Origin of the sequence: Bradyrhizobium oropedii, assembly GCF_020889685.1 — a bacterium.
In the GTDB taxonomy this organism is placed as follows: domain Bacteria; phylum Pseudomonadota; class Alphaproteobacteria; order Rhizobiales; family Xanthobacteraceae; genus Bradyrhizobium; species Bradyrhizobium oropedii.
On record NZ_JACMYO010000010.1, the window covers coordinates 1 to 21,302 of the forward strand.

The following is a 21,302-nucleotide window of genomic DNA, read 5'->3' on the forward strand; positions in this document are numbered from 1 at the left end:
CGGGCTTGGCTGCTGGTGGCGGCTCGACCTTCGGCGGCGCTGCCGCGGCAGCCGCAGGCTTCTCGGCCGCAGCCGGCTTTGCCTCGTCGTCGGCAATGATGCGACGGATCGACGCCAGGATCTCCTCCATCGAGGGCTCTTGGACCTTCGCAGGTTGCGTCATCTCCGACTCCACATCGAAACTATTTTACATCAAGCCCAAGAGGATTCGCCGGTTCCGATGATGCGGGCGGAGATTTTCATTGCTCCCGCCCGACTTGTCCCCAGATCAAGCCCGCCCGAGGCTTTGTGCAAGCTTCGTGTCGCCCACTGCAGCGTGATCAGAGGTGGCGTCGCACCTTTCATCACGCTACGCCGGCGCGCCGCGAATCGCCTTGCTGCCCGACAAAACGGTATGTCAGGCCAATTATCGATTGCAAGCAAACGCACCTGCTTGTGGTCCTGATTAACTCAGAACCACAAACATGGCGCGACAAGCGACGATGATGTGCAGGGTATTTCGAAGCAAAGGCGTTTAGCGGCCGTCGGGCGTGCGCACGCCGGCCCAGTTGTCGCGCACCTGCTGGTAATGCACGCTCGGATCATAGACGTTGGTCGAAAGGCCCATCACCTGCGGTGACAGCCGGCCGACCGCGCTCAGCACGTTGTAGGACGCAACGACGCGGTCGTGCTGCGCGGTGACCAGCGCATTGCGCGCGTTGACCAGCGCCTGCTGCGCGTTCAACACGTCGAGCGTGGTGCGCTGGCCGGCCTTGGCTTCTTCGCGCACGCCGTTCAGCGCGATCTCGGACGCCGTCACCTGCGCCTGTGCCGACGCCACCTGCGACTTGCCGGCGACCAGCTGGCCCCATGCGGTAACGACGTTGGCGCGGGCCTGATCGCGGGTCTGTTCCAGAACGAGGCGCTGCTGCGCCAACGATTCCTTGGACTGCCGGATCAGCGAGTACTCCGTGCCCCCCTGATAGATCGGCACTGAGATCTGAACGTTGGCCGCCGCATTGAAGAGGCGGTTCACCGACAATTGCTGCTGGTAGCCTTCGGTCACCGTCGCCTGCAAACCAACCGTCGGAAGCAGCGCGCCCTCGGCAACCTTGGTCTGCAGGAAATTGACGTCGACGCCGAACATCGCGGAGGTGACGTTCGGATTCTGGGTCAGGCCAAGCTCGACGGCGGCCGCAAGCGTCGCCGGCAGGAAGCGGTCGACCGGCGCGCCGGGCGCAAGGTTCTGCGGTTCGTTGCCGATGATGCGGCGGAAATTCGATCGCGTCGTCGTCAGGTTCGATTCCGCGGTGAGCTGCTGGGTTCTGCCGGCTGCAAGCTGCGCCTCGGATTGCGCGACGTCGGTCCGCGTCACCTCGCCGACATTGAAGCGGTCCTGAGTCTGCTTCAGCGTCTGTTCCAGCACGCGCGTGTTGCTGCGCTGGACCTCGACGATCGCCGAGTCGCGCAGATAGTCCATGTAGATCGTGGCCGCGCTCAGGATGACGGTCTGCTCGAGCACGCGCAGACCTTCGCGTGCCGACGAGACCTGGCTTTCGGCTGCGCGCACCTTGTGTGGGGTCTGCGCGTTGAACAGCGACTGGTTCACCGTCAGGCCGGCACTGGCCGGATTCTGGGTGCCGTGGATCGAGTCCTTGATGCCCGTCGGCTGCTGATCGGAGTATTGATATCCGCCGGTTACCGTCAGCGAGGCCCTCGGACGGTAGCCTGATAGCGCCTGCGGAACATTTTCGTCAGTCGCGCGCACCAGCGCGCGTTGCGCGTTCAGCTGAGGATTGTTTTGGTAGGACCGCACCAGCGCGGCCTCGATAGTATCGGCGAGCGCGGGCACGGGCCCCAGTTCAGCCAACAGAAGGACGGCAGTCGCAGCCGCGGTGACAACCTTCACCCCACGCATCCCCGGTAATCCAATCATTGTAGTCGCCGTCTCCCACACGCAAGTCAGTCCGGCGGTCGCTTCAGACGAAGTGAGTCCCGCCTCACCTTAGTCCGCAGCTAAGGGCAACGGAACTACCCCGCAACGGAACACGGTGGAAACTCTTCACATGGGGCAAACGGGCCACACTTCTGATTCAGAACGGGATTTTTTCAGCTAGCGCAGCGCGGTAGCGGTCAGAAGACGAAGGCGGGAAGCTGCTCGAACCCGGGCAGCACGGGGGCGGTGGCGTCGAACAGCTCGCGATGTCCGAAATCCCCGTGGGAGTGAGTAACGAGGGTGGCGCGTGGCGGCGGCGTCAGGCCGAACACCCCGACCAGCCGGCCCCCCTCCTTGAGCTGGCCAAACAGCCCGGTCGGAACAACGGCGGTCGCACCGTTGAGAACAATGACGTCAAACGGCGCACCCGCGGCATCGCCGTCGGCGGCCGCTGCGGTCTTGACGGTCACATTCTGGACTCCGAGTTGGGCCAACGCGGTGGTCGCTTTTGCGGCAAGCGCCGGATCGCCCTCGGTTGCGCTGACCTCTGCGGCAAAGCGCGCCACGATGGCGGCGGCGTAGCCGGTTGCGCAGCCGACCACCAGCACACGATCGGTGGCCTTGATCTCGGCGGCCTGCAGCATCCTGGCAAGCAGCGCCGGCGTAATCAGGTAGCGCCGCACCGCGCCGCCCTCGGTCACATCGAGATCGAGATCCAGATAGGCAAGCGCCTGCTTGCTGGCCGGCACGAATACCTCGCGCGGCACGGTCAGCATGGCATCGAGAATACGATCATCGGTCACGTCGCTCGGACGCACCTGACCATCGACCATGTACTGGCGCGCGGTCGAAAAACCGGTCATTGGCGGGACCCTGCAAGTCGCGGCATTGCCGCTGGAGAAGCTAGAACAGGGCCATCTTTTGGAACAAGCTCCGCCAAAACGCAACACGCGTCGACGCGCAAAGAATGCTCCCGGAACGCGCTTCGCCGTGCAGCCTATTCGATCGTGACGGCAAGCCGGCCGATCAGGCGGGCTACTTCGTCGAGATGCTCGGAATCATGTTCCTCGACTGCTTTTGCGAGCAGGCGAACGCACTCATCATCACTGATGTCCGGGGCATCGTTCGGAACCAGTGTCGGCTGCGGCATCGACAGGTCGATCAGGTTAATCGCCATCAAAATCACCTCTCAAGACCCGGCGAGACGAAGTGTCGACGGCTATTGAGTCGATTTGACGACGATTTTTGTCTGTCTGCGGCGAGCCACAGGCTTGTGATCTGGTGATGGATGTTGATGGGGCCAGCAAGCTGGCTCCCCGGGCTGGATTCGAACCAGCGACCATTCGATTAACAGTCGAATGCTCTACCGCTGAGCTACCGAGGAATAGGCGAACAAAACGTTCGCGAGCCGGCAGCGTATAACAAAGCCTTTCGGCCTTGCAAAGAACCAAATGGGCCTCCGGCGAAACTTTAGCGCGGGACGGTAACCCCCTGCGGTGCAAGGGTTTGCCGGCGTCCCGGGAGATGCAGGCCTGTCCCGGCTGTCCCAGCATTGGCACCGCCGGCGCCCGGATGGACCCAACGGCGCGGCATTGGAGCCGCACCGTGATTCCCCAAGGGCACCACCCGCTCCCGACATCATTCCGCGGTGAACGAGGTGGTCTTGGTGCCGGGGTCGTAGCGCAGCCGCAGAACGTTCAGCTTGCAGAGGTTGACGTTCTTCCACAGCACCGACTCGTCGTAGTTCGCCCAGTCGACCTTGATGTTCCAGACGCAGCCTTCGTCGTCGTTGCCGAATTCGACATAGGCGGTGTCCTGATTCTTCAGCGTGCCCTCAAGCTCGTTCTCCCATTCGTCGAGGCCGTCGTCGGGCCCGTTGAAGCCGAGAAACTTGATGGCGTATCCGGTCTCGTTGACCACAGAGACGTTGCGGTTATCGGCGGCGGACGCGGGCACCGCGATCAGCGCCAAACCCATGACGAGCAGTGCCGGCAAAATAAACTTCATTGAAATTCTCCTGGCGGTCGGCCGCACATCGGCGTGCGGCGCCACTTCCTTAGCGACGGTGCCTTACGAGTACAAATCGTGCACAAAATGCGAAGCGCGTGCCCCGCCCCGTTCCGATTGAACCGGAGAACGCGCTATCGCGCGGCGATGGCGACGATGAACAGCGTGGTCGCCGCAAGCGAGGCGATGGTCCGGACGTGGTTCCAGATGGTCCAGTCGGTCAGATAGCGCGCCCAGACCGGCGCAGCCGCAGCGCTCGCGGGATCGACCGCCGCAAGCTGATCGTTCAGCGGCACGTTGAAGACAACAGTGACGATGAACATGCCGACCACATAGAGGACGCCGCCGCAAATCATCGCAATTGCACCCGGCTCCTGCCAGCGCAGCGCGCCGAGCACCACCAGCGCCGCGCAGGACAGCGTGGTGCCGAGGAAGACCGGCATGAACAGCGAGCGCACGATGTCGACACTGATCGCGTTCATCGCCGAGATGCCGGCGGCCTGATCGATCCGGCCGAGCGCGGTCATGACGAAAGCCGAGAACGCGAAATAAAGCCCGGCAAGCAGGCCGCAGCCGAGTGCAGAAAACCACAGCAAGCCCGAGGTCAGGACACTGCGCATCGCTCCACCTCAAAATGCGAGAGGTACTCGTATTTGTGAAATGTGATAAACTCTCGTATTAGAAACGTCAACCCCGTTTGTGGAGGACAGAGATGGCGAGACGAAAGGCCGCGCCTGCGGCGGAAGCTCCCCTGCCCGGGCTGGCGCGGCTTGCCCCGACGCAGCAGCGCAGCCGCGAGCGTTTCGAGCGCATCCTCGCCTGCGCGACCGAGATCATGGCGGAAAAGGGCAGCGAGGCCTTCCGCATGAGCGACATCGTCGAACGCAGCGGTGTCGCATTCGGCTCGCTCTATCAATATTTCCCGGACAAGGCCGCCATCATTGGCACGCTGGCGGAACGGCACAATGCCGTCGGGCGCGATTGCGTCAGGCGCGATCTGGCAAGTGTTGCGGCCGCGCGCGACCTGCACCCGGCGCTCTGCCGGATCGTCGACAGCTACTACGAGATGTTCATGCGCGAGCCTGTCATGCGCGACATCTGGCAGGCAACGCAGGCCGACCGCGCCCTGCAAAAGCTCGATGCTGACGACATGGCCGTGCTCTCAGCCCTGTTGTCCGACACGGTCAAGCGGGTTGTGCCCAACATGCCGGCCGCCACCCTCGCCACGCTCTCGGGATTGACGATGACGCTGATCGCGGCTGCCGTCCGTCACGCGATCACCTTGCCACCGACGAAGGCGCGGCAGGTGCTGACCCAATTCAAGGCCATGTTGCCGGACGACCTCGCCAGGCTGGCATGATCGCGGTCGCGAAGGCGCGTCGGGAATTTCCGCTGCGCAGAGGCGATAGACAGCTGGCGTAGACGACCTACGCCGTCTTGGGAGTTGCCCACGGCGCCCAGCGCTGTCCTGCTGGCGAACCATGTCAGCAAGAGCCGAGGATCGATGCGAGATGCGACTGGCGACGGTTCTGCAATGCTCGCCTTCATTGTCACGTCTCCCTAAAATTCCTGCGATATTTGACGGCTATGAATATTGCCGGGAATTCCGGGAAGAGTTTTTCGAAACATGTGATTTGTCTCACACGAGGTGCGGCCATGCCGACCTAGGTTCCCCAAGGGGTCATCAGTCATTTATTAACCAAAGCGGGCGCCATCGTTCTTTTCATAAAATTCGAACGAATCGCTCAATCCCGACCGAAGACAGTTTTGCGACCATGGCGCTCTCGAACCTCGGAGAGCGCGATGAGCGAAGTCGAATTTGATCTGCTGCTTGACGCCGTGCGAACGGCGATCGCGCCTATTGCTCAGGAGGATTTCGTGGCCCAGCCCTCGCCCCGCATTCAGCCGCCACCGCGCGCTGCCAATGACAACCAGGCGCCGTGGCCGCTGATTCCGTTTCCTGAAGGTTGGTACGCCGCGAGCTGATGCGGCTTCTCATTTGTTGGCTGCAAGCCATTGATGAGATGAGTGGAGGCCACGACCAGAATTGAACTGGTGTACACGGTTTTGCAGACCGTTGCGTAACCACTCCGCCACGTGGCCCCTTGCGGCGGACTTCATATACGCCCTCTCTTCGATAGGCAACCAATCGCGCAACTAACGCCGACGCCTCCGGAAGTCCCGCTTTTTGGGTTTTGGCGCCAATTCCGGCATTTTGGCCTGCACTTCGCTGAATCTCGCCAGCATCCGGTCGAAACTATCGGTTAAGGTTGCGGCAATATCCGGCCGCTTCTGCAGCCCGGCCAGCAGGATCGCGGCCGCCTCGATGGTCGACAGACCGTCGCGCCTCGGTTCCCGGCGCAGCTTGCCGTAGCGCGAGGGCCGCTTCGGTCCGAGAATCACCCGCTGGCACTTCAGCATCCAGGCATTGCGCCACCACAGCGCCTTGGCCTGGCTCCAGGTGCCGTCGAGCAGGACGATGCCCTCGATGTCGGAGAGGATCGCCCGCTGATGCGGCTCGAGCTCGCCCTTACGGTTGATCGCGACGATCTCGGCATCGGTATCGAGGTCTTCGACCTTGGCCGAGCCGAGATAGAGCACCGCCCAGCGTGACGGATCCGGCACCGGCCGGCCGAGCGCCTTGGCGAGGCTCGGCCAGGACAGCCCGATCCGGACCACGGCGTTCTCGAAATGCCGCGCCAGCAGCCGCGCGGTGCCGAGCGCCCTGTCCTGCTCCTGCGGATGGATCAGGATCAGGAGCTGGATGCGGCTTTCAATGGGCGTGACGCTGTCGCAGATGCACAACGGCAGCGGCTTGCCGCAATGCGGGCAATCCTCGATCTCGTCGGCAATATCTGGCTTTGCTTCGGTCGGGTCGGACATCGCTTCGCTATACGCGCGCGGAGCCGTACAATTCAACCTATTCCGCCGGCGCGTACACGCCTGAAGGCTCGCGGCGCCGGCGCAGTCGGTCGATCAGCAGATAGATCACCGGCGTGGTGTAGAGCGTCAGGACCTGCGACACGAACAGGCCACCGATGATGGTGATGCCGAGCGGCCGGCGCAGCTCGGTGCCCGGGCCGGTCGCGATCACCAGCGGAATGCCGGCGAACAGCGCGGCCATGGTCGTCATCAGGATCGGGCGGAAACGGGCCCGGCAGGCCTCGAAGATTGCATCCCGTGACGACAGCCCCTGATGCCGCTCGGCCTCGAGCGCGAAGTCGACCATCATGATGCCGTTCTTCTTGACGATGCCGATCAAGAGGATGATGCCGACGAAGGCGATCACCGTCAGCGGCGTGTTGGTCACCTGGAGCGCCAGCAAGGCGCCGAGGCCGGCCGACGGCAGTGTCGAGATGATGGTGATCGGATGCGCCAGGCTCTCATAGAGCACCCCCAGCACGATATACATCGCGATCAGCGCGCCGAGGATCAGCAGCGGCTGCCGCCCGCTGGTCTTGTTGAAATCGCCGGCATTGCCGTCGAAGCTGCCGCGAATGCCTTCGGGCATATGCAGCTCGTTGACCGCCTGCTGGATGTTCGTCGTCGCCACCTCCAGCGGCACGTCCGGCAGCAGGTTGAACGACACCGTTGTCGAGGGGAAGCCGCCGGAGTGATAGACCGCGAGCGCCGACAGGCCGCGCTGGGTGTGCACGAGCGCCGATAGCGGCACCTGCACGTCATTGGCGCCGGCGACATAGATGCGCTCGAGGTTCGACGGATCACTCTGGAATTTCGGATCGATCTCGAGCACCACGACGTACTGGTTACGCTGGGTGTAGATGTACGAGATCTGCCGCTGCGAGAATGCGTTGTTGAGCGCGTTGTCGATGTCCTGGACGCGGACGCCGAGGCTGGAGGCGATCTTGCGGTCGATCACCAGGTTGAGCTGCAGACCGCCGGGATCGCGATCGGACGAGACATCCGTGATGCCCTCCACCGTCTCCATGCGCTTGGCGACCAGCGGTGCCCATTTCTGCAACAGATCGAGATCGGTCGAAGAGAGCGTGTACTGGTAGTCGGAATCGCTCTGCCGGCCGCCGGTGCGGATGTCCTGGGCAGCGAACATGAACAGCCGAATGCCCGGCACCATGAACAAATTGCGGCGCAGCCGGTCGATCACCTGTGCGGTCGACATGCCTCCCCGCTCCTCCGGCGGTTTCAGGCTGATGAACATGGTGCCGCGGTTGGAGGTGGCGCCGCCCGGGCCGCCGCCGGAGCCGACCGACGAGCCGATGCCGGCGACCGCCGGATCGGCCATCACGATGTCGGCGAGCCGCTGCTGCAACTGGAGCATCGCCTGGAACGAGATATCCGCCGACGCCCGGGTCGAGCCGATCACAAAACCGCTGTCGTCGGTCGGGAAGTAGCCCTTCGGCGTCTTGTAGTAGAGCACCACCGTCAGCGCGACGGTTGCGGTGAACACCACCATCGTCAGCCAGGGGTATCCGAGCACACTCCGCAAGGTCGACGCATAGAACGCCACGACCCGCGACAGCGCGCCCTCGATGGCACGGTCGTACCAGGTGGCATGGTCCGAGGTCGCCTCCTTGATGTAGTGCGCGCAGATCATCGGTGTGATCGTCACCGACACCAGCGTCGACACGATGATGGCAAAGGTCAGGGTCAGCGAGAATTCGCGCAACAACCGGCCGACGATCCCGTCCATGAAGATCAGCGGCGTGAAGGCCGCGATCAACGACAGCGAGATCGACAGCACCGTGAAGCCGATCTGCTTGGCGCCCTCGACCGCGGCCGGATACGGCGCCATGCCCTGCTCGAGATTGCGGTACATGTTCTCGATCATCACGATGGCATCGTCGACCACGAAGCCGACCGAGATCGCGAGCGCCATCAGCGACAGATTGTCGATCGAGAAGCCGGCGAGCCACATCCCGGCGCAGGTGCCGGCCAGCGCCAGCGGTACCGAGACGCCGGCGGCGATCGTCGGCACGATCCGGCGCAGGAACACGAACACCACGACCATGACAAGCATGGCGGTCGCCAGCAGCGTGAACTGCATGTCCTGGACGCTGGCGCGGATCGTTCCGGTGCGATCGACCAGCGTCGAGATTTCGACGCCGGCCGGGATCCACTTCTTCAGTTCCGGCAGCATCCTGCGGACGCTGTCGACGGTCTCGATGACGTTGGCGTCACCCTGCTTGGTGATCTGGATCAGCACTGCCGGCTGCTTGTTGAACCAGGCGATCGAGCGCGAGTTGCGGACGGAATCCTCGACCTCGGCGACGTCGGAGAGGCGGACGAAATTGCCGTTCGAGCTCTTGATGAGGATGTCGCGGAACTCGGCCGCGGTCCGCATCTGCTTGTTGATCGAGAGCGTCTCGGCCAGCCGGTCGCCATTGAAGATGCCGACCGGGCCCAGCGGATTGGCGCTAATGATGGCGAGCCGGACGTCATCGGTCGCGATCCCGGCATTGGCCAGCGACACCGGATTGAGCGCGATGCGTACCGCCGGCTGGTCGGCACCGCTGACGGTGACCTCTCCGACGCCAGGCACTTGCGAGATGCGCTGCGCCAGCACGGTGTCGGCAACATCGTACATCGCGCTGGTCGAGATCGTCTTCGAGGTCAGCGCCAGCACGAACACGGGTGCCGCGGCCGGGTTGGTCTTGCGGAATTTGGGCAGCGACGGCAGGTCGCTCGGCAGGTCGGCGAGCGAGGCATTGATCGCGGCCTGCACGTCGCGCGCGGCGCGGTCGATGTTGCGGCCGATCGAGAACTGCACCTGAATGCTTGTCATGCCGAGCGAGCTCGTCGAGGTGATCTGGTCGACGCCCGAGATAGTGCCGAGCTTGCGCTCCAGCGGCGCGGCGACGGTCGAGGCCATCACCGACGGATCGGCGCCGGGACGGGATGCCGACACGCGGATAGTCGGGAAGTCGACGTTCGGAACCGACGACACCGGCAGGAACTCGTAGGCGACGATCCCGACCAGGAACAGCCCGATCGCCAGCAAGGTGGTGCCCACCGGCCGGCGGATGAAGGGCTCCGAGATCGAGATCACTGCATGCCCTCGGTGGCGCCCGCGATCGGCGGGCCGCCGCGGCCTGGGTCCGGCACGGCGCGCTCGATCCGGCGATTGAGCCGGTCGAGCGCGAGATAGATCACGGGCGTGGTGTAGAGCGTCAGCAGTTGGCTCAGCAGCAGGCCGCCGATGATCGAGATACCGAGCGGGAAGCGCAGCTCGGCGCCGGTGCCGCTTTCGATCGCGAGCGGCAGCGCGCCGAACAGCGCCGCCAGTGTCGTCATCATGATCGGACGGAAGCGCAACAGGCAGGCCTGCACGATGGCGTCATAGGACGACATGCCTTTGTGGCGCTCGGCCTCCAGCGCGAAGTCGATCATCATGATCGCGTTTTTCTTGACGATGCCCATCAACAGGATGATGCCGATCAGGCCGATCACCGAGAGGTCCTGCCCGCACAGCATCAAGGCAAGGATGGCGCCGACGCCGGCCGAGGGCAGCGTCGACAGGATCGTGATCGGATGGATGTAGCTCTCGTAGAGCACACCGAGCACGATGTAGATCGTGATGATCGCAGCCAGGATCAGCCAGGGCTGGCCGGCCAGCGAACGCGCGAATTCGGCGGCGTCGCCGGAATAGATGCCGACGATGCTGCCGGGCATTCCGATCCTGGTCTCGATCGCCTTCACCGCCTCGACCGCATCGCCCAGCGCTTCACCCGGCGCGAGGTTGAAGCTGAGCGAAACCGACGGAAATTGCGCCTGGTGCGAGATCGCGAGCGGCGCCGTGGTGCGGACCAGCGTAGCGACCGCCGACAGCGGCACCTGCGCGCCGTTGGCGCCGGGCAGATAGAGCTTGTCCAGGATCGACGGATCGCGCTGGTACATCGGCAGCGCCTCGAGCACCACGCGGTACTGGTTGGCCTGGCCGTAGATCGTCGAGATCTGCCGTTGCGCGAAGGCGTCGTTGAGCGTGTCGGTGACGCCCTGCAGATTGACGCCGAGCTGGCCGGCGCGCTGGCGGTTGACGTCGAGTGCGGCGCGCAAGCCCCCGTCCTGCGCCTCCGAGGAGACATCGCGGAAGATCGGGTCGCGCCGCATCTCGGCGACGAGCTTTTGCGCCCATTGCGAGACCTCGGCGGCATCGGTCGCGGTCAACGTATACTGGTATTGCGAGCGGCTCGACTGGGTCGATATCTGAACGTCCTGCACCGGCTGGAAGTAGACGGTCATGCCGGGCACCGTCGCGACCTTCTGCTTGAGCCGTTCGATCACCTCGACGACGCCGTCGCGCCGCTGGTCGAGCGGCTTCAGTGTCATCACCAGACGGCCGACATTGGTGGTCGGATTGACCGAGCCCGAGCCGATCACCGAGACCACACCGACGACGTCAGGATCGGCCTTGATCAGGTCGGAGACGGCGCCCTGCCGCCGCTGCATCTCGGCGAACGAGACGTCGGGGCCGGCCTCGGTCACCGCCGTGATCGAGGAGGTATCCTGCAACGGCAGAAAGCCCTTCGGCGCCAGCACATACATCACGAGCGTCAGCGCGATGGTCGCGAACGTCACCAGCAGCGTCGCGCGCTGGCGCCGCAGCACCCAGAGCAGCGTCCGATGATAGAACTCCACCATCCCGTCGATGAAGCCGCTGACCGCGGCCAGGCCCGGGACTGCCATCTCCTCGTGGATGTTCTTGAGCAGCCGCGAGCACATCATCGGCGTCAGCGTCAGCGAGACAATCGCCGAGGTCACGACCGCGATCGTCAAGGTCAGCGCGAACTCGCGGAACATGCGGCCGACCAGGCCGGACATGAACAGCAGCGGGATGAACACCGCGATCAGCGACACAGTCAGCGAGATCACGGTGAAGCCGATCTCGCTGGCGCCTTTCAGCGAGGCCTCCATGACCGTCTCGCCGTCTTCCATGTGGCGGACGATGTTCTCGATCATGACGATGGCGTCGTCGACCACGAAGCCGGTTCCGATGGTCAGCGCCATCAGCGACAGATTGTCGAGGCTGAAGCCGGCGAAATACATGATGCCGAAGCTCGTGATTAGCGACAGCGGCAGCGCGACGCCGGCGATCAGGGTCGCGCGCAGCGACCGCAGGAACAACAGCACCACCAGCGTCACCAGCACGACGCTCAGGATCAGCGTGAACTGCACGTCGTGGACCGAGGCGCGGATCGTCACCGTGCGGTCGGAGACCACGGTCAGCTTGACGCCGGCCGGGACCGATCGCTGTAGCCGCGGGATTTCGGCCCGGATCTGCTTGACGACGTCGATGACGTTGGCGCCGGGCTGGCGCTGGATGTCGATGATGACCGCCGGCGTGCCCTGGTACCAACCGCCGGTACGGTCGTTCTCGAGCCCGTCGACGATCTGCGCGACGTCGCCGATCGTGACCGGCGAGCCGTTGCGATAGGCGATGATGATCGGCCGGTAGGCGTCCGCGGCGGCGATCTGGTCGTTGGCGGCGATGGTGTAGGATTGCTGGGCGCCGTCGAGCGATCCCTTCGGCCCAGACACGTTGGCGCCCGCAATTGCGTTGCGTAAATCCTCCATCGCGATGCCATAGGCCGCGAGCCGGGCGAGATCGGCCTGCACGCGCACCGCGGGCTTCAGGCCGCCAAGGATCGAGACCCGGCCGACGCCGGAAATCTGGCTCAGCCGTTGGCCGAGGATGGTGTCAGCGAGATCGCTCATCGCCCGCAGCGAGATCGTGTCCGAGGTCAGCGCCAGGGTCATGACCGGCGCGTCGGCCGGGTTCACCTTGGCGTAGACCGGTGGATACGGCAGCGTCTTCGGCAGGATGCCGGCCGCGGCATTGATCGCGGCCTGGACGTCCTGGGTGGCGCCGTCGATGTCGCGGTTGAGGTCGAACTGCAACGAGATCTGGCTGACGCCGAACGAACTGGTCGAGTTCATCGACGACAGCGACGGGATCTGCCCGAGCTGCCGCTCCAGCGGCGCCGTGATCAGCGAGGCCACCACGTCGGGACTTGCGCCGGGCAACTGCGTCGTCACCTGCACGGTCGGGAAATCGACCTGCGGCAGCGCCGAGACCGGCAACGCCCAATAGCCCAGCGCGCCGCCAATCATCAGGGCAATGCCGAGCAGCGAGGTGGCTATCGGCCGGCGGATGAACGGTTCGGAGACGCTCATGGCTGCGTGCTCGCTGTAAGGTCGGACATTACGAGGTCAGGATGCCGGTCATGGCTGCGCCTTCGGTGCGCCGCCCGACTGTTCGCCCCCCGCTGCGGGCGTCGGCCCGGTCTGCCCCTTCTGATCGCCTTCGCTATGCTCGCGCTGGCCGCGATGTTCGCCGTTCTTGCCCTGCCCGTCCTGCTGGCCGTCCTTGCCCAGGTCTTTGCCTTGGTCCTTGCCTTGGTCCTTGCTGGAGCCGTCGCCTTGCGCCCCACGCTTGCTGTCGGGATTCTTGCCGTCGGGATTGCGGCTGCGCTTGCGCGGCGCGAGATCGGCGGCCGGCGGCCCGTCGTCCTTGCCGACCACGACCTTCGATCCGTCCGCGAGATTGGCAAAACCCGTCGTCACGACGCGGTCCGACGTGGTCAGGCCGCTGCCGATGACAGCCTCATGCTCGTTCTGCTGCGTGACCGTGACCCGCTTGGCGGTGACGATGTTGTCGGCACCGATCACATAGCTGAAAGTCCCGGCCGGACCGCGCTGCACCGCCGAGGTCGGCACCACGATCGCCTGCGGCAGGGTCTCGACCTTGAGGCGGACATTGACGAACTGGCCGGGCCAAAGCTGGTAGCTGGCATTCGGCAACTCCGCCTTCAGCTTCAGCGTGCCGGTGGTCGGATCGACCTGGTTGTCGATGCCGGTCAACTTGCCGGTATCGATCACGGTGACGCCGTCGTTGCCGAACACGTCGACGGCCAGCTGGCCCTTCGCGGCCGCGGCGTTCACCCGCATGATCTGCTGCTGCGGCAGGCTGAACCATACCGCAATCGGCTGTAGCTGGGTCAGGATCACGAGCCCGGTGGTGTCGGAGGCGTGGATGATATTGCCCTGGTCGACCTGGCGCAGGCCGGCGCGCCCCGCGATCGGCGCGACGATCTTGGTGTAGCCCAGTGTGGTGCGCGCATTGTCGATCTGGGCCTGGTCGGCCTTGATGATGGCCTCCTGCTGCGCGACCAGCGCGCGCTGCGTGTCGGCCTGCTGCTTGGAGCCCGCATTGCTGGCGGCGAGTTGCTCATAGCGTGCTAGGTCGATCTTCTGATTGGCGAGCAGTGCTTCGTCCTTGGCCTTCGTGGCCACCGCCTGGTCGTATTGAGCCTGATAGATCGCGGGATCGATCTCGCCCAGCACGTCGTCCTTCTTGACGTCCTGGCCTTCAGCAAAATTCACCTTGAGCAGCTTGCCGTCGACCTGCGAGCGCACGGTGACCGTGTTCAACGCCTTTACTGAGCCGACGCCGTCGAGATAGACCGGCACGTCGTGGACTTGCGGCGTGGCCGCAAGCACCGGCACCGGCAGGTCGGGCGGCGCGCCCGCACCGCGTCCACCGACACCACCTTGCTTGGGCTGGAACGCGAGCCAGCCGAGGTAGCCGAGCCCACCCAGGATCACGAGCGTCACGATCAGGGACACCATGCGCCCGAGCAGGCGCGAGACCAGGCTCCGCTTGCGCGGGGCAGTGCTTTTCTCGTCGTCCGTCGAGTCGGGCTTAAAGAGCATCGACCGGTCTTTCCATCTTCGGTTCCCAGCCGCCCCCCAAGGCCTGATACAGGCTCACGATCGCCAATAACCGGGCCAGCTGGGCCTGAGAATAAGCATCTTCCGCCTGGAATAGGGTCAGCTGCGTATTTAACACAGTTACGATGTCGGCGGTGCCGGCCTTGAGCTGCTGCTCGGCCAGGTCGAAGGCGCGCCGCGACGACGACAGCACGTCGCGCTGCAGCTGCAGCCGTCGCGTGGTTTCGCGAATTGCGACCAGCGCGTTGTCGACATCGGTGAACGACTGCACCACCGTCTTGCGATAGGTCTGCAGCAGCTCGTCCTGCCGCGCCTTGGCGTTCTCGAAATTGCCCAGGATCCGGCCGCCGTCGAAGATCGGCTGGGTCATGCCGCCGACCAGGTTGAAGAAGGCGGCGTGCGGCTGGAACAGCGAGACCAGCGCCTGGCTCTGGTAACCGCCCGTCCCGGTCAGCTGGATGCTCGGGAAGAACTGCGCCCGCGCGCTGCCGACATTGGCGGTGGCGGATGCAAGCTGCGCTTCCTGCCGGCGGATATCCGGACGCTGGGTGAGCAATTCGGACGGCAGGCCCGGCGTGACGCGCGGAATCGCAACCGCGTTGAGCGAGCCGCCGGCGACGCGCATGCTTTCCGGCGGCCGCGACACCAGCACGGCAAGCGCATTGACGTTCTGGTCGAGCGTCTGCCGCAGCGGCGGCACCAGCGCGCGCTGATTGGCGAGCACGCTCTCCTGCTGGGCGACATCGAGATCGGAGCCGGTGCCGGCCTTGAAGCGATCCCGGATCGCATTGAGGATACGCTCGGCGCTGGCGATGTTGCGCTGTGCGGTACGCAGCCGGTCCTGGGTGGCGAGCACCGTGAAATAGGCGTTGGCGACGCTCGCCAGCGTGGTGAGCGCCACCACCTCGCGGTCGAAGCGGTTGGCGACGGCGGTCTCCTCCGCGGCCTGCGCGGCGTCGCGATTCTGGCCCCAGAAATCGAGCTGATAGCTGGCGCTCAGCGAGGCGCTGTAATTCACCACCTCGCGCCCGCCATTGGTGAGACCGCTGGCGCTGGAGCCGGAGGTGCGCGAGTAGGTCTCCGAGCCATTGAGGTTGACGGTCGGCAGCAGCGCGGCGCCGGCCTGCCGTGCCAGCGCGTCGGCCTGACGGAAGCGCGCAACGGCCGCGGCGATGTCGAGGTTGACGGTCTGCGCCTCTTCCATCAGCTGCGTCAGCTCCTTGGAGCGGAAGCCCCGCCACCAGTCGAGCGTCGGAATCGCGTCGGCCGCGCCGCCAAGCCGCGCGGCCTTGTAGCCCTGCGGTACGTCGAGTGCCGGATCGGGGATGTCCTGGGTCAGAATGCAGCCGGCCGAGCTCGCGACCAGGCCAAGCGCGACAAGCGACCGTCCCGCGAGCCGTCGCGCGCGGACAGCGAGGCCGAACCGGCCTCCAGGCACCATCACGGACGTGGGCTGGCTCACACCCATTCTCCGCCGAGGCCAGACGTCGCCCGTGACGCAGGAATGACGCGTTCGGCAATGGTCTGGGTGACGTTCACGGGGCAATGCTTCCAATGGAACCTGACTGTCCCATCCTACCCTTGGGACGATGGCGCGGACAGCCCTGTCACGATCGCGCGACGTCGCACCGCGCGCGATTCATGGTCGCCCCCGACGCAGGCTTTGCCCTATTTTTTAAGGCATTTCCGCGCATTTCGGCCCCCTGCCGGAAGTCACTATCCTAACAAAGATTTCATGGGGATTTCTGGGCCCCTGTTGCACCGAATCCGCAGGATGCGCCGATCTGTTGGCGCCGCGCTCCGCGCCGTCAGGCCTTGACTTCATCTGCTGCGCACAATCGACGCAAGGCGGCCGACCGCAGGGTGATTCTGCCGGGTGGGCCGACCACCGCAAAACGTCATTCTCCCCTGCGCGCGACATCCGTGCTCGCGAGGTCAAGCGTGCGGAGCCCACCATTTGCCGCAGTGCAAAAGCCCTTCCCTTTTTCGATCAGCACACTAGGTTCGCGGCAAGCAAGACACAGACCGGCAAAGAAATTCCCCGACATGACATTCAACAAAGACGTCGTCCAAGCGATCGGCAACACGCCGCTCATCAAGCTGAAGCGCGCATCCGAGCTGACCGGCTGCACCATTCTGGGCAAGGCCGAATTCATGAACCCAGGCCAGTCGGTGAAGGACCGTGCCGGCAAATGGATGATCCTGGAAGCCGAGAAGCGCGGCGATCTGAAGCCCGGCGGCCTGGTGGTCGAGTCGACCGCGGGCAATACCGGCATCGGGCTTGCGGTCGTGGCGAGTGCGCGCGGCTACCGCACCCTGATCGTCATCCCGGAGACGCAGAGCCAGGAAAAGAAGGACATGCTGCGGCTGTGCGGGGCCGAGCTGGTCGAGGCCCCGGCGCTGCCCTTCTCCAACCCGAACAACTATCAGCATCTCGGCAAGCGTCTCGCCGAGCAGCTTCGCAAGACCGAACCGAACGGCGTGCTGTTCGCCGACCAGTGGAACAACCTCGACAATCCCAAGGCGCATTACGACTCCACGGGGCCGGAAATCTGGCAGCAGACCGACGGCAAGGTGGATGGCTTCATCTGTTCGGTCGGTACCGGCGGCACGCTCGCCGGCATCAGCCGCTACCTGAAGGAAAAGAACAAGGACATCGTCACTGCCTGCGCCGATCCGCACGGCTTCGCGATGTACGAGCTGTTCAAGAACGGCCAAGTCAAATCGACGCCCGGCGACTCGATCACGGAAGGCATCGGCCTCGGACGCAAGACACCGGTGATCGAAACGGCTGATGTCGACGATGCATTCCTGGTCTCCGACGAGGACGCCGTGACCATCATCTATGAGCTGCTGGAGCACGAAGGCCTGTGCCTCGGCGGCTCGACCGGTGTCAACATCGCGGGCGCGATCCAGCTCGCCAAGCAGCTCGGCCCCGGCAAGACCATCGTCACCATTCTCTGCGACTCCGGCAACCGCTACCAGTCTAAGCTGTTCAACCCGGCCTTCATGCGTTCGAAGAACCTGCCGGTTCCGGAATGGCTGGACAAGCGCACCAAGATCGAGCTGCCGTTCGTCTGAGGTGTGAACGAGGCACGTCATTATTCCGGGATGGTGCGTCAGCACCAGACCCGGAATCTCGAGATTCCGGGTTCGATGCTTACGCATTGCCCCGGAATGACTCGAACAATCACCGCAATATCTGGCTCAAGAACAGCTTCGACCGCGCATGCTGCGGATTGGCGAAGAATTCCTGCGGCGTGTTCGATTCGATGATCTGGCCGGCGTCCATGAACACCACCCGGTTGGCGACCTCGCGCGCAAAGCCCATTTCATGGGTCACGACCAGCATGGTCATGCCCTCCCTGGCGAGATCGACCATGGTGTCGAGCACCTCCTTGACCATTTCCGGGTCGAGTGCCGAGGTCGGCTCGTCGAACAGCATCACCTTCGGGTTCATGGTCAGCGCGCGGGCGATCGCGACGCGCTGCTGCTGACCGCCCGACATCTGGCCGGGAAACTTGTTGGCCTGATGCGGAATCTTGACGCGCTCGAGAAATTTCATCGCGGTCGCCTCGGCATCCTTCTTCGGGATGTTGCGTACCCAGATCGGCGCCAGCGTGCAGTTCTCGAGCACGGTGAGATGCGGGAACAGGTTGAAGCTCTGGAACACCATACCGACTTCACGGCGCACTTCGTCGACGCGGCGCAAATTCGGCCCGAGCTCGATGCCGTCAACCACGATCTCGCCCTCCTGGAATTCCTCCAATGCGTTGATGCAGCGGATCAAGGTCGACTTGCCCGAGCCGGACGGGCCGCAGATCACGATGCGCTCGCTCTTTCCGACCTCAAGGTCGATGTCGCGCAACACGTGGAAGTCGCCGTACCATTGTTGAGCGCGGAAATGTTGACGATCGGGGTTGTGGACATGGTGACCTTGTTCAGTGGCGGCGGTGGGCGTTGAGCCGGTTTTCGACGAACAGCGAGTAACGCGACATTCCAAAGCAGAACACGAAGTAGATCATTCCGGCAAAGGCGAATCCGGTAAAGGCGGTCGTCGGCGTCGTCCAGACCGGGTCCGAGAACGATGCCCGCAGAGATCCCAACAGATCGAACAGCGCCACGATCGACACCAGCGAGGTGTCCTTGAACAGCGAGATGAAGCTGTTGACGATGCCGGGAATGACGTAACGCAGCGCCTGCGGCAGCACGATCAGCGACGTGGTCTTCCACCAGGACAGGCCGAGCGCCGATGCGGCCTCCGCCTGCCCGCGCGCCACCGCAGCCAACCCGCCCCTGATCACCTCGGCCATATAGGCGCCGGTAAAGATCGCCACGCCGATCAGGGCACGCAGCAGGCCGTCGACGGCGAAATTGCCCGGCACGAACAGCGGCAGCATGTAGGTCGCGAAGAACAGCACCGTGATCAACGGCACGCCGCGCCAGAATTCGATGAACGCGATCGAGAAGATCCGGATCAGCGGGATGGTCGAGCGACGGCCGAGCGCCAGTGCAATCCCGATCGGCATCGAGGCGACGATGCCGGTGATCGCGATCACCAGCGTCACCAGGAGTCCGCCCCACAGCCGGGTGTCGACGATGGGAAAGCCGCCGCGATCGAGCCCCATCAGCCTGATGCCAACCGCTATCCCGGCAAATGTCAGCAGGCTCCCGAGCAGTGCCCCGCGGCCGGTGCGCACGCCGCCTCCGAGCACAAACAGCACGGCCGAGACGATCACGGCGGTGACGAGGAAATCGCCCCAGACCGGCAGCGACGAGGCTTGCAACTGATCGCGCAGCCAGGTCAACGGAAAGATCAGCCAATGGATCAGTACGCCGACCAGGACGAGCACCTTGCCCACCACCCACAGCAGCGGGGCGATCGCCGAACTCTTGCTGAGATTGACCAGCAGATCGCCGGCACCGCCGATGCTCTGCTCGAAGAGCTGCAACAGTCCGGCGGTCCAGCTCACGCCGAAGCCAGCGATGCCGCCGCCATGCAGCAGGAAGAACGCCACCACCGGAAACGCGAAGAAGAACAGGCCGGAGTTCAGGCCCTTGGCCGGCAGGCGCGGCATCAGCAGCGGCAGCAACAACGCGGCGCCGAGCGCATAGGTCAGATTGACACGCCAGCGCTGGGCTTCCGGATAGAAGCCATAGATCAGTTGCGCCAGCTTGGCCTGAATATAGGGCCAGCAGGCGCCGACCTCGTGGCCGGCCTTTTCGGCGAGGCAAGCGGTGCGATCCTTGCCGGTCCAGACCGCGTCGAACAGCAGGAACCTGACCGTCGGGACAACGATGTACCAGGCCAGCAACAGCCCGAGGATCGTGAGCAGGATGTTGCCCGGCGAATTCAACAGTCGCGTTCGCAGGAATCCGATGAAGCCGGTGGTCTTCGTCGGCGCCGCACGCTCGGCAACCAGATCCTGCCGGACAAAGGACGAGGCGGACAGATCCGTCATGCCGCCATGCTCCGGTTGATGCGCCAGCCATAGATGCTCATCAGCGCGCTCGTCGTCAGCGAGAGCAACAGGTAGACGCCCATCGTCATCGCGATGATTTCGATCGCCTGCCCGGTCTGGCTCACCGCGGTGCCGGCGAACACCGAGACCAGATCGGGATAGCCGATAGCCACCGCCAGCGACGAGTTCTTGGTGAGATTGAGGTACTGGCTGGTCAGCGGCGGCACGATGACGCGCATCGCCTGCGGCACCACGATCAGCCGCAGCGTCGCGGCGCGGCTGAGGCCGAGCGAGGAGCCCGCCTCCATCTGTCCCTTGTGGACCGACATGACGCCGGCGCGGACGATCTCGGCAATGAAGGCCCCCGTGTAGGTCGACAGCGCGACCGTCAGCGCAACGAATTCGGGGATGATCCGCGCGCCGCCGGCGAAGTTGAAGCCTTTCAGCTGCGGCAGCTCGAGCTTGAACGGCCAACCGAAGATCAGCATCGAGGCCAGCGGCAGTCCGACCAGGCAACCCAGCACATAGGGCCAGATCCGGATCATGTGCCCGCGCTGGAACAGGATACGCCGCGCGTGGTGCCGCAAGCCCAACGCCACGACGATACCGGCCGCGAGCGCGGCGAGGAACGGATAGAGCCCCGGCTCGCTGACCGGCAGCGGCACGATGAGCCCGCGATTGTTGAGGAAGAACGTGCTGAAGATCGAGATGCTCTGCCGCGGCGCCGGCAGCGCCGCGAGCACTGCCAGGTACCAGAACAGGATCTGGAACAAGACCGGCAGGTTCCTGACGATCTCGACATAGATGCCGCCGATCCGCGACAGCACCCCGTTCGGCGACAACCGGCACAGCGCCACGATGAAGCCGATCACGGTGGCGAAGACGATGCCGATCACCGAGACCAGGATCGTGTTCAACAGACCGACGAAGAACACCCGCCAGTAGGTGTCGGAATTGTTGTAGGCGATCAGGCTCTGATTGACGTCAAAGCCCGCATTGTAATTGAGGAAGCCGAAGCCCGACGCAATGTGCTGGGTCTCCAGGTTCGTGCGCGCATTCGCCACGATCTCATAGGCTATCCAGGCCAGGATCGCGGCGAAGGCAATCTGTGCCGCAAAGCCGTTCCAGCCGGTCTTGCCGCCAAGCGCACGCTTGAGCCTGAGGGCAAATTGCAGCGGTGGTTTGCGGGGCGCGATGCTCATCGCCGCAGC

15 protein-coding genes, 2 tRNA genes and 2 pseudogenes are annotated in these 21,302 nt (G+C 64.3%); 3 read left to right on the top strand and 16 right to left on the bottom strand.

Annotated features, from left to right (window positions below; all coding sequences use genetic code 11):
• The 7 genes and pseudogenes from H8A95_RS04900 to H8A95_RS04930 form a co-directional block, all read right to left on the bottom strand.
• Positions 1–163: pseudogene (locus H8A95_RS04900) on the bottom strand (DUF2497 domain-containing protein); the annotation flags it as partial.
• Between the two features lie 351 nt (positions 164–514).
• Positions 515–1,897: a TolC family outer membrane protein gene (locus H8A95_RS04905; RefSeq protein ID WP_229182172.1), complete on the bottom strand. Its 1,383-nt coding sequence runs from the start codon at positions 1,895–1,897 to the stop codon at positions 515–517.
• A gap of 215 nt (positions 1,898–2,112) precedes the next feature.
• Positions 2,113–2,778 (bottom strand): protein-L-isoaspartate O-methyltransferase family protein, encoded by a 666-nt coding sequence (locus H8A95_RS04910; RefSeq protein ID WP_229182173.1) that lies wholly within the window; start codon positions 2,776–2,778, stop codon positions 2,113–2,115.
• A 134-nt stretch (positions 2,779–2,912) separates the two neighbouring features.
• The gene (locus H8A95_RS04915) at positions 2,913–3,092 is read right to left on the bottom strand and encodes a hypothetical protein (protein WP_163151534.1); all 180 of its coding nucleotides are present in this window, start codon (positions 3,090–3,092) and stop codon (positions 2,913–2,915) included.
• Between the two features lie 132 nt (positions 3,093–3,224).
• Positions 3,225–3,299, bottom strand: a tRNA-Asn gene (locus H8A95_RS04920).
• A 254-nt stretch (positions 3,300–3,553) separates the two neighbouring features.
• A complete protein-coding gene (locus H8A95_RS04925; protein WP_229182174.1) occupies positions 3,554–3,922 on the bottom strand; it encodes a hypothetical protein in 369 nt (122 codons plus the stop codon).
• Between the two features lie 134 nt (positions 3,923–4,056).
• Positions 4,057–4,542 (bottom strand): anthrone oxygenase family protein, encoded by a 486-nt coding sequence (locus tag H8A95_RS04930; RefSeq protein ID WP_229182175.1) that lies wholly within the window; start codon positions 4,540–4,542, stop codon positions 4,057–4,059.
• A gap of 92 nt (positions 4,543–4,634) precedes the next feature.
• Here H8A95_RS04930 and H8A95_RS04935 point away from each other — a divergent pair, with 92 nt between their 5' ends.
• Together H8A95_RS04935 and H8A95_RS04940 are read left to right on the top strand one after the other, a co-directional pair.
• Positions 4,635–5,282: a TetR/AcrR family transcriptional regulator gene (locus H8A95_RS04935; RefSeq protein WP_229182176.1), complete on the top strand. Its 648-nt coding sequence runs from the start codon at positions 4,635–4,637 to the stop codon at positions 5,280–5,282.
• A gap of 443 nt (positions 5,283–5,725) precedes the next feature.
• Positions 5,726–5,908, top strand: coding sequence for a hypothetical protein (locus H8A95_RS04940; protein WP_024584196.1), 183 nt, complete (start codon positions 5,726–5,728; stop codon positions 5,906–5,908).
• Positions 5,909–5,951: 43 nt separating this feature from the next.
• Here the strand turns inward: H8A95_RS04940 and H8A95_RS04945 are convergent.
• The 6 genes from H8A95_RS04945 to H8A95_RS04970 all read right to left on the bottom strand — a co-directional run bounded on the left by H8A95_RS04945 (position 5,952) and on the right by H8A95_RS04970 (position 16,097).
• Positions 5,952–6,025 (bottom strand) — tRNA-Cys (locus H8A95_RS04945).
• A gap of 54 nt (positions 6,026–6,079) precedes the next feature.
• Complete coding sequence (locus H8A95_RS04950) at positions 6,080–6,805, bottom strand: tRNA-uridine aminocarboxypropyltransferase (protein ID WP_229182177.1); 726 nt, start codon at positions 6,803–6,805, stop codon at positions 6,080–6,082.
• Positions 6,806–6,842: 37 nt separating this feature from the next.
• A complete protein-coding gene (locus H8A95_RS04955) occupies positions 6,843–9,947 on the bottom strand; it encodes an efflux RND transporter permease subunit (protein ID WP_229182178.1) in 3,105 nt (1,034 codons plus the stop codon).
• Complete coding sequence (locus tag H8A95_RS04960; RefSeq protein ID WP_229182179.1) at positions 9,944–13,072, bottom strand: efflux RND transporter permease subunit; 3,129 nt, start codon at positions 13,070–13,072, stop codon at positions 9,944–9,946. Before H8A95_RS04960 ends, H8A95_RS04955 begins: the two co-directional genes overlap by 4 nt.
• 48 nt (positions 13,073–13,120) lie before the next feature.
• Positions 13,121–14,611 (bottom strand): efflux RND transporter periplasmic adaptor subunit, encoded by a 1,491-nt coding sequence (locus H8A95_RS04965; RefSeq protein WP_229182180.1) that lies wholly within the window; start codon positions 14,609–14,611, stop codon positions 13,121–13,123.
• The gene (locus tag H8A95_RS04970; protein WP_229182181.1) at positions 14,601–16,097 is read right to left on the bottom strand and encodes an efflux transporter outer membrane subunit; all 1,497 of its coding nucleotides are present in this window, start codon (positions 16,095–16,097) and stop codon (positions 14,601–14,603) included. The genes H8A95_RS04965 and H8A95_RS04970 overlap by 11 nt, the downstream gene beginning before the upstream one ends.
• A 578-nt stretch (positions 16,098–16,675) precedes the next feature.
• Between H8A95_RS04970 and H8A95_RS04975 the strand changes: the two genes are divergently transcribed.
• Positions 16,676–17,710 carry a cysteine synthase A gene (locus tag H8A95_RS04975; RefSeq protein ID WP_229182182.1) on the top strand — a complete coding sequence of 345 codons (1,035 nt, stop codon included), beginning with the start codon at positions 16,676–16,678 and terminating at the stop codon, positions 17,708–17,710.
• 109 nt (positions 17,711–17,819) lie between these two features.
• Here the strand turns inward: H8A95_RS04975 and H8A95_RS04980 are convergent.
• From H8A95_RS04980 to H8A95_RS04990, 3 genes and pseudogenes are all read right to left on the bottom strand, one after another.
• A pseudogene (locus H8A95_RS04980) lies at positions 17,820–18,559 on the bottom strand (amino acid ABC transporter ATP-binding protein).
• An 11-nt stretch (positions 18,560–18,570) separates the two neighbouring features.
• Positions 18,571–20,091: an amino acid ABC transporter permease gene (locus H8A95_RS04985; protein WP_229182184.1), complete on the bottom strand. Its 1,521-nt coding sequence runs from the start codon at positions 20,089–20,091 to the stop codon at positions 18,571–18,573.
• Complete coding sequence (locus H8A95_RS04990; RefSeq protein WP_229182185.1) at positions 20,088–21,293, bottom strand: amino acid ABC transporter permease; 1,206 nt, start codon at positions 21,291–21,293, stop codon at positions 20,088–20,090. The genes H8A95_RS04985 and H8A95_RS04990 overlap by 4 nt, the downstream gene beginning before the upstream one ends.
• Positions 21,294–21,302 lie beyond the last annotated feature (9 nt).

Coding starts and splice junctions, on each gene's coding strand:
- H8A95_RS04905 (WP_229182172.1), bottom strand. CDS start 1,897: ATGCGTGGGGTGAAGGTTGTCACCGCGGCTGCGACTGCCGTCCTTCTG.
- H8A95_RS04910 (WP_229182173.1), bottom strand. CDS start 2,778: ATGACCGGTTTTTCGACCGCGCGCCAGTACATGGTCGATGGTCAGGTG.
- H8A95_RS04915 (WP_163151534.1), bottom strand. CDS start 3,092: ATGGCGATTAACCTGATCGACCTGTCGATGCCGCAGCCGACACTGGTT.
- H8A95_RS04925 (WP_229182174.1), bottom strand. CDS start 3,922: ATGAAGTTTATTTTGCCGGCACTGCTCGTCATGGGTTTGGCGCTGATC.
- H8A95_RS04930 (WP_229182175.1), bottom strand. CDS start 4,542: ATGCGCAGTGTCCTGACCTCGGGCTTGCTGTGGTTTTCTGCACTCGGC.
- H8A95_RS04935 (WP_229182176.1), top strand. CDS start 4,635: ATGGCGAGACGAAAGGCCGCGCCTGCGGCGGAAGCTCCCCTGCCCGGG.
- H8A95_RS04940 (WP_024584196.1), top strand. CDS start 5,726: ATGAGCGAAGTCGAATTTGATCTGCTGCTTGACGCCGTGCGAACGGCG.
- H8A95_RS04950 (WP_229182177.1), bottom strand. CDS start 6,805: ATGTCCGACCCGACCGAAGCAAAGCCAGATATTGCCGACGAGATCGAG.
- H8A95_RS04960 (WP_229182179.1), bottom strand. CDS start 13,072: ATGAGCGTCTCCGAACCGTTCATCCGCCGGCCGATAGCCACCTCGCTG.
- H8A95_RS04965 (WP_229182180.1), bottom strand. CDS start 14,611: ATGCTCTTTAAGCCCGACTCGACGGACGACGAGAAAAGCACTGCCCCG.
- H8A95_RS04970 (WP_229182181.1), bottom strand. CDS start 16,097: ATGGGTGTGAGCCAGCCCACGTCCGTGATGGTGCCTGGAGGCCGGTTC.
- H8A95_RS04975 (WP_229182182.1), top strand. CDS start 16,676: ATGACATTCAACAAAGACGTCGTCCAAGCGATCGGCAACACGCCGCTC.
- H8A95_RS04985 (WP_229182184.1), bottom strand. CDS start 20,091: ATGACGGATCTGTCCGCCTCGTCCTTTGTCCGGCAGGATCTGGTTGCC.
- H8A95_RS04990 (WP_229182185.1), bottom strand. CDS start 21,293: ATGAGCATCGCGCCCCGCAAACCACCGCTGCAATTTGCCCTCAGGCTC.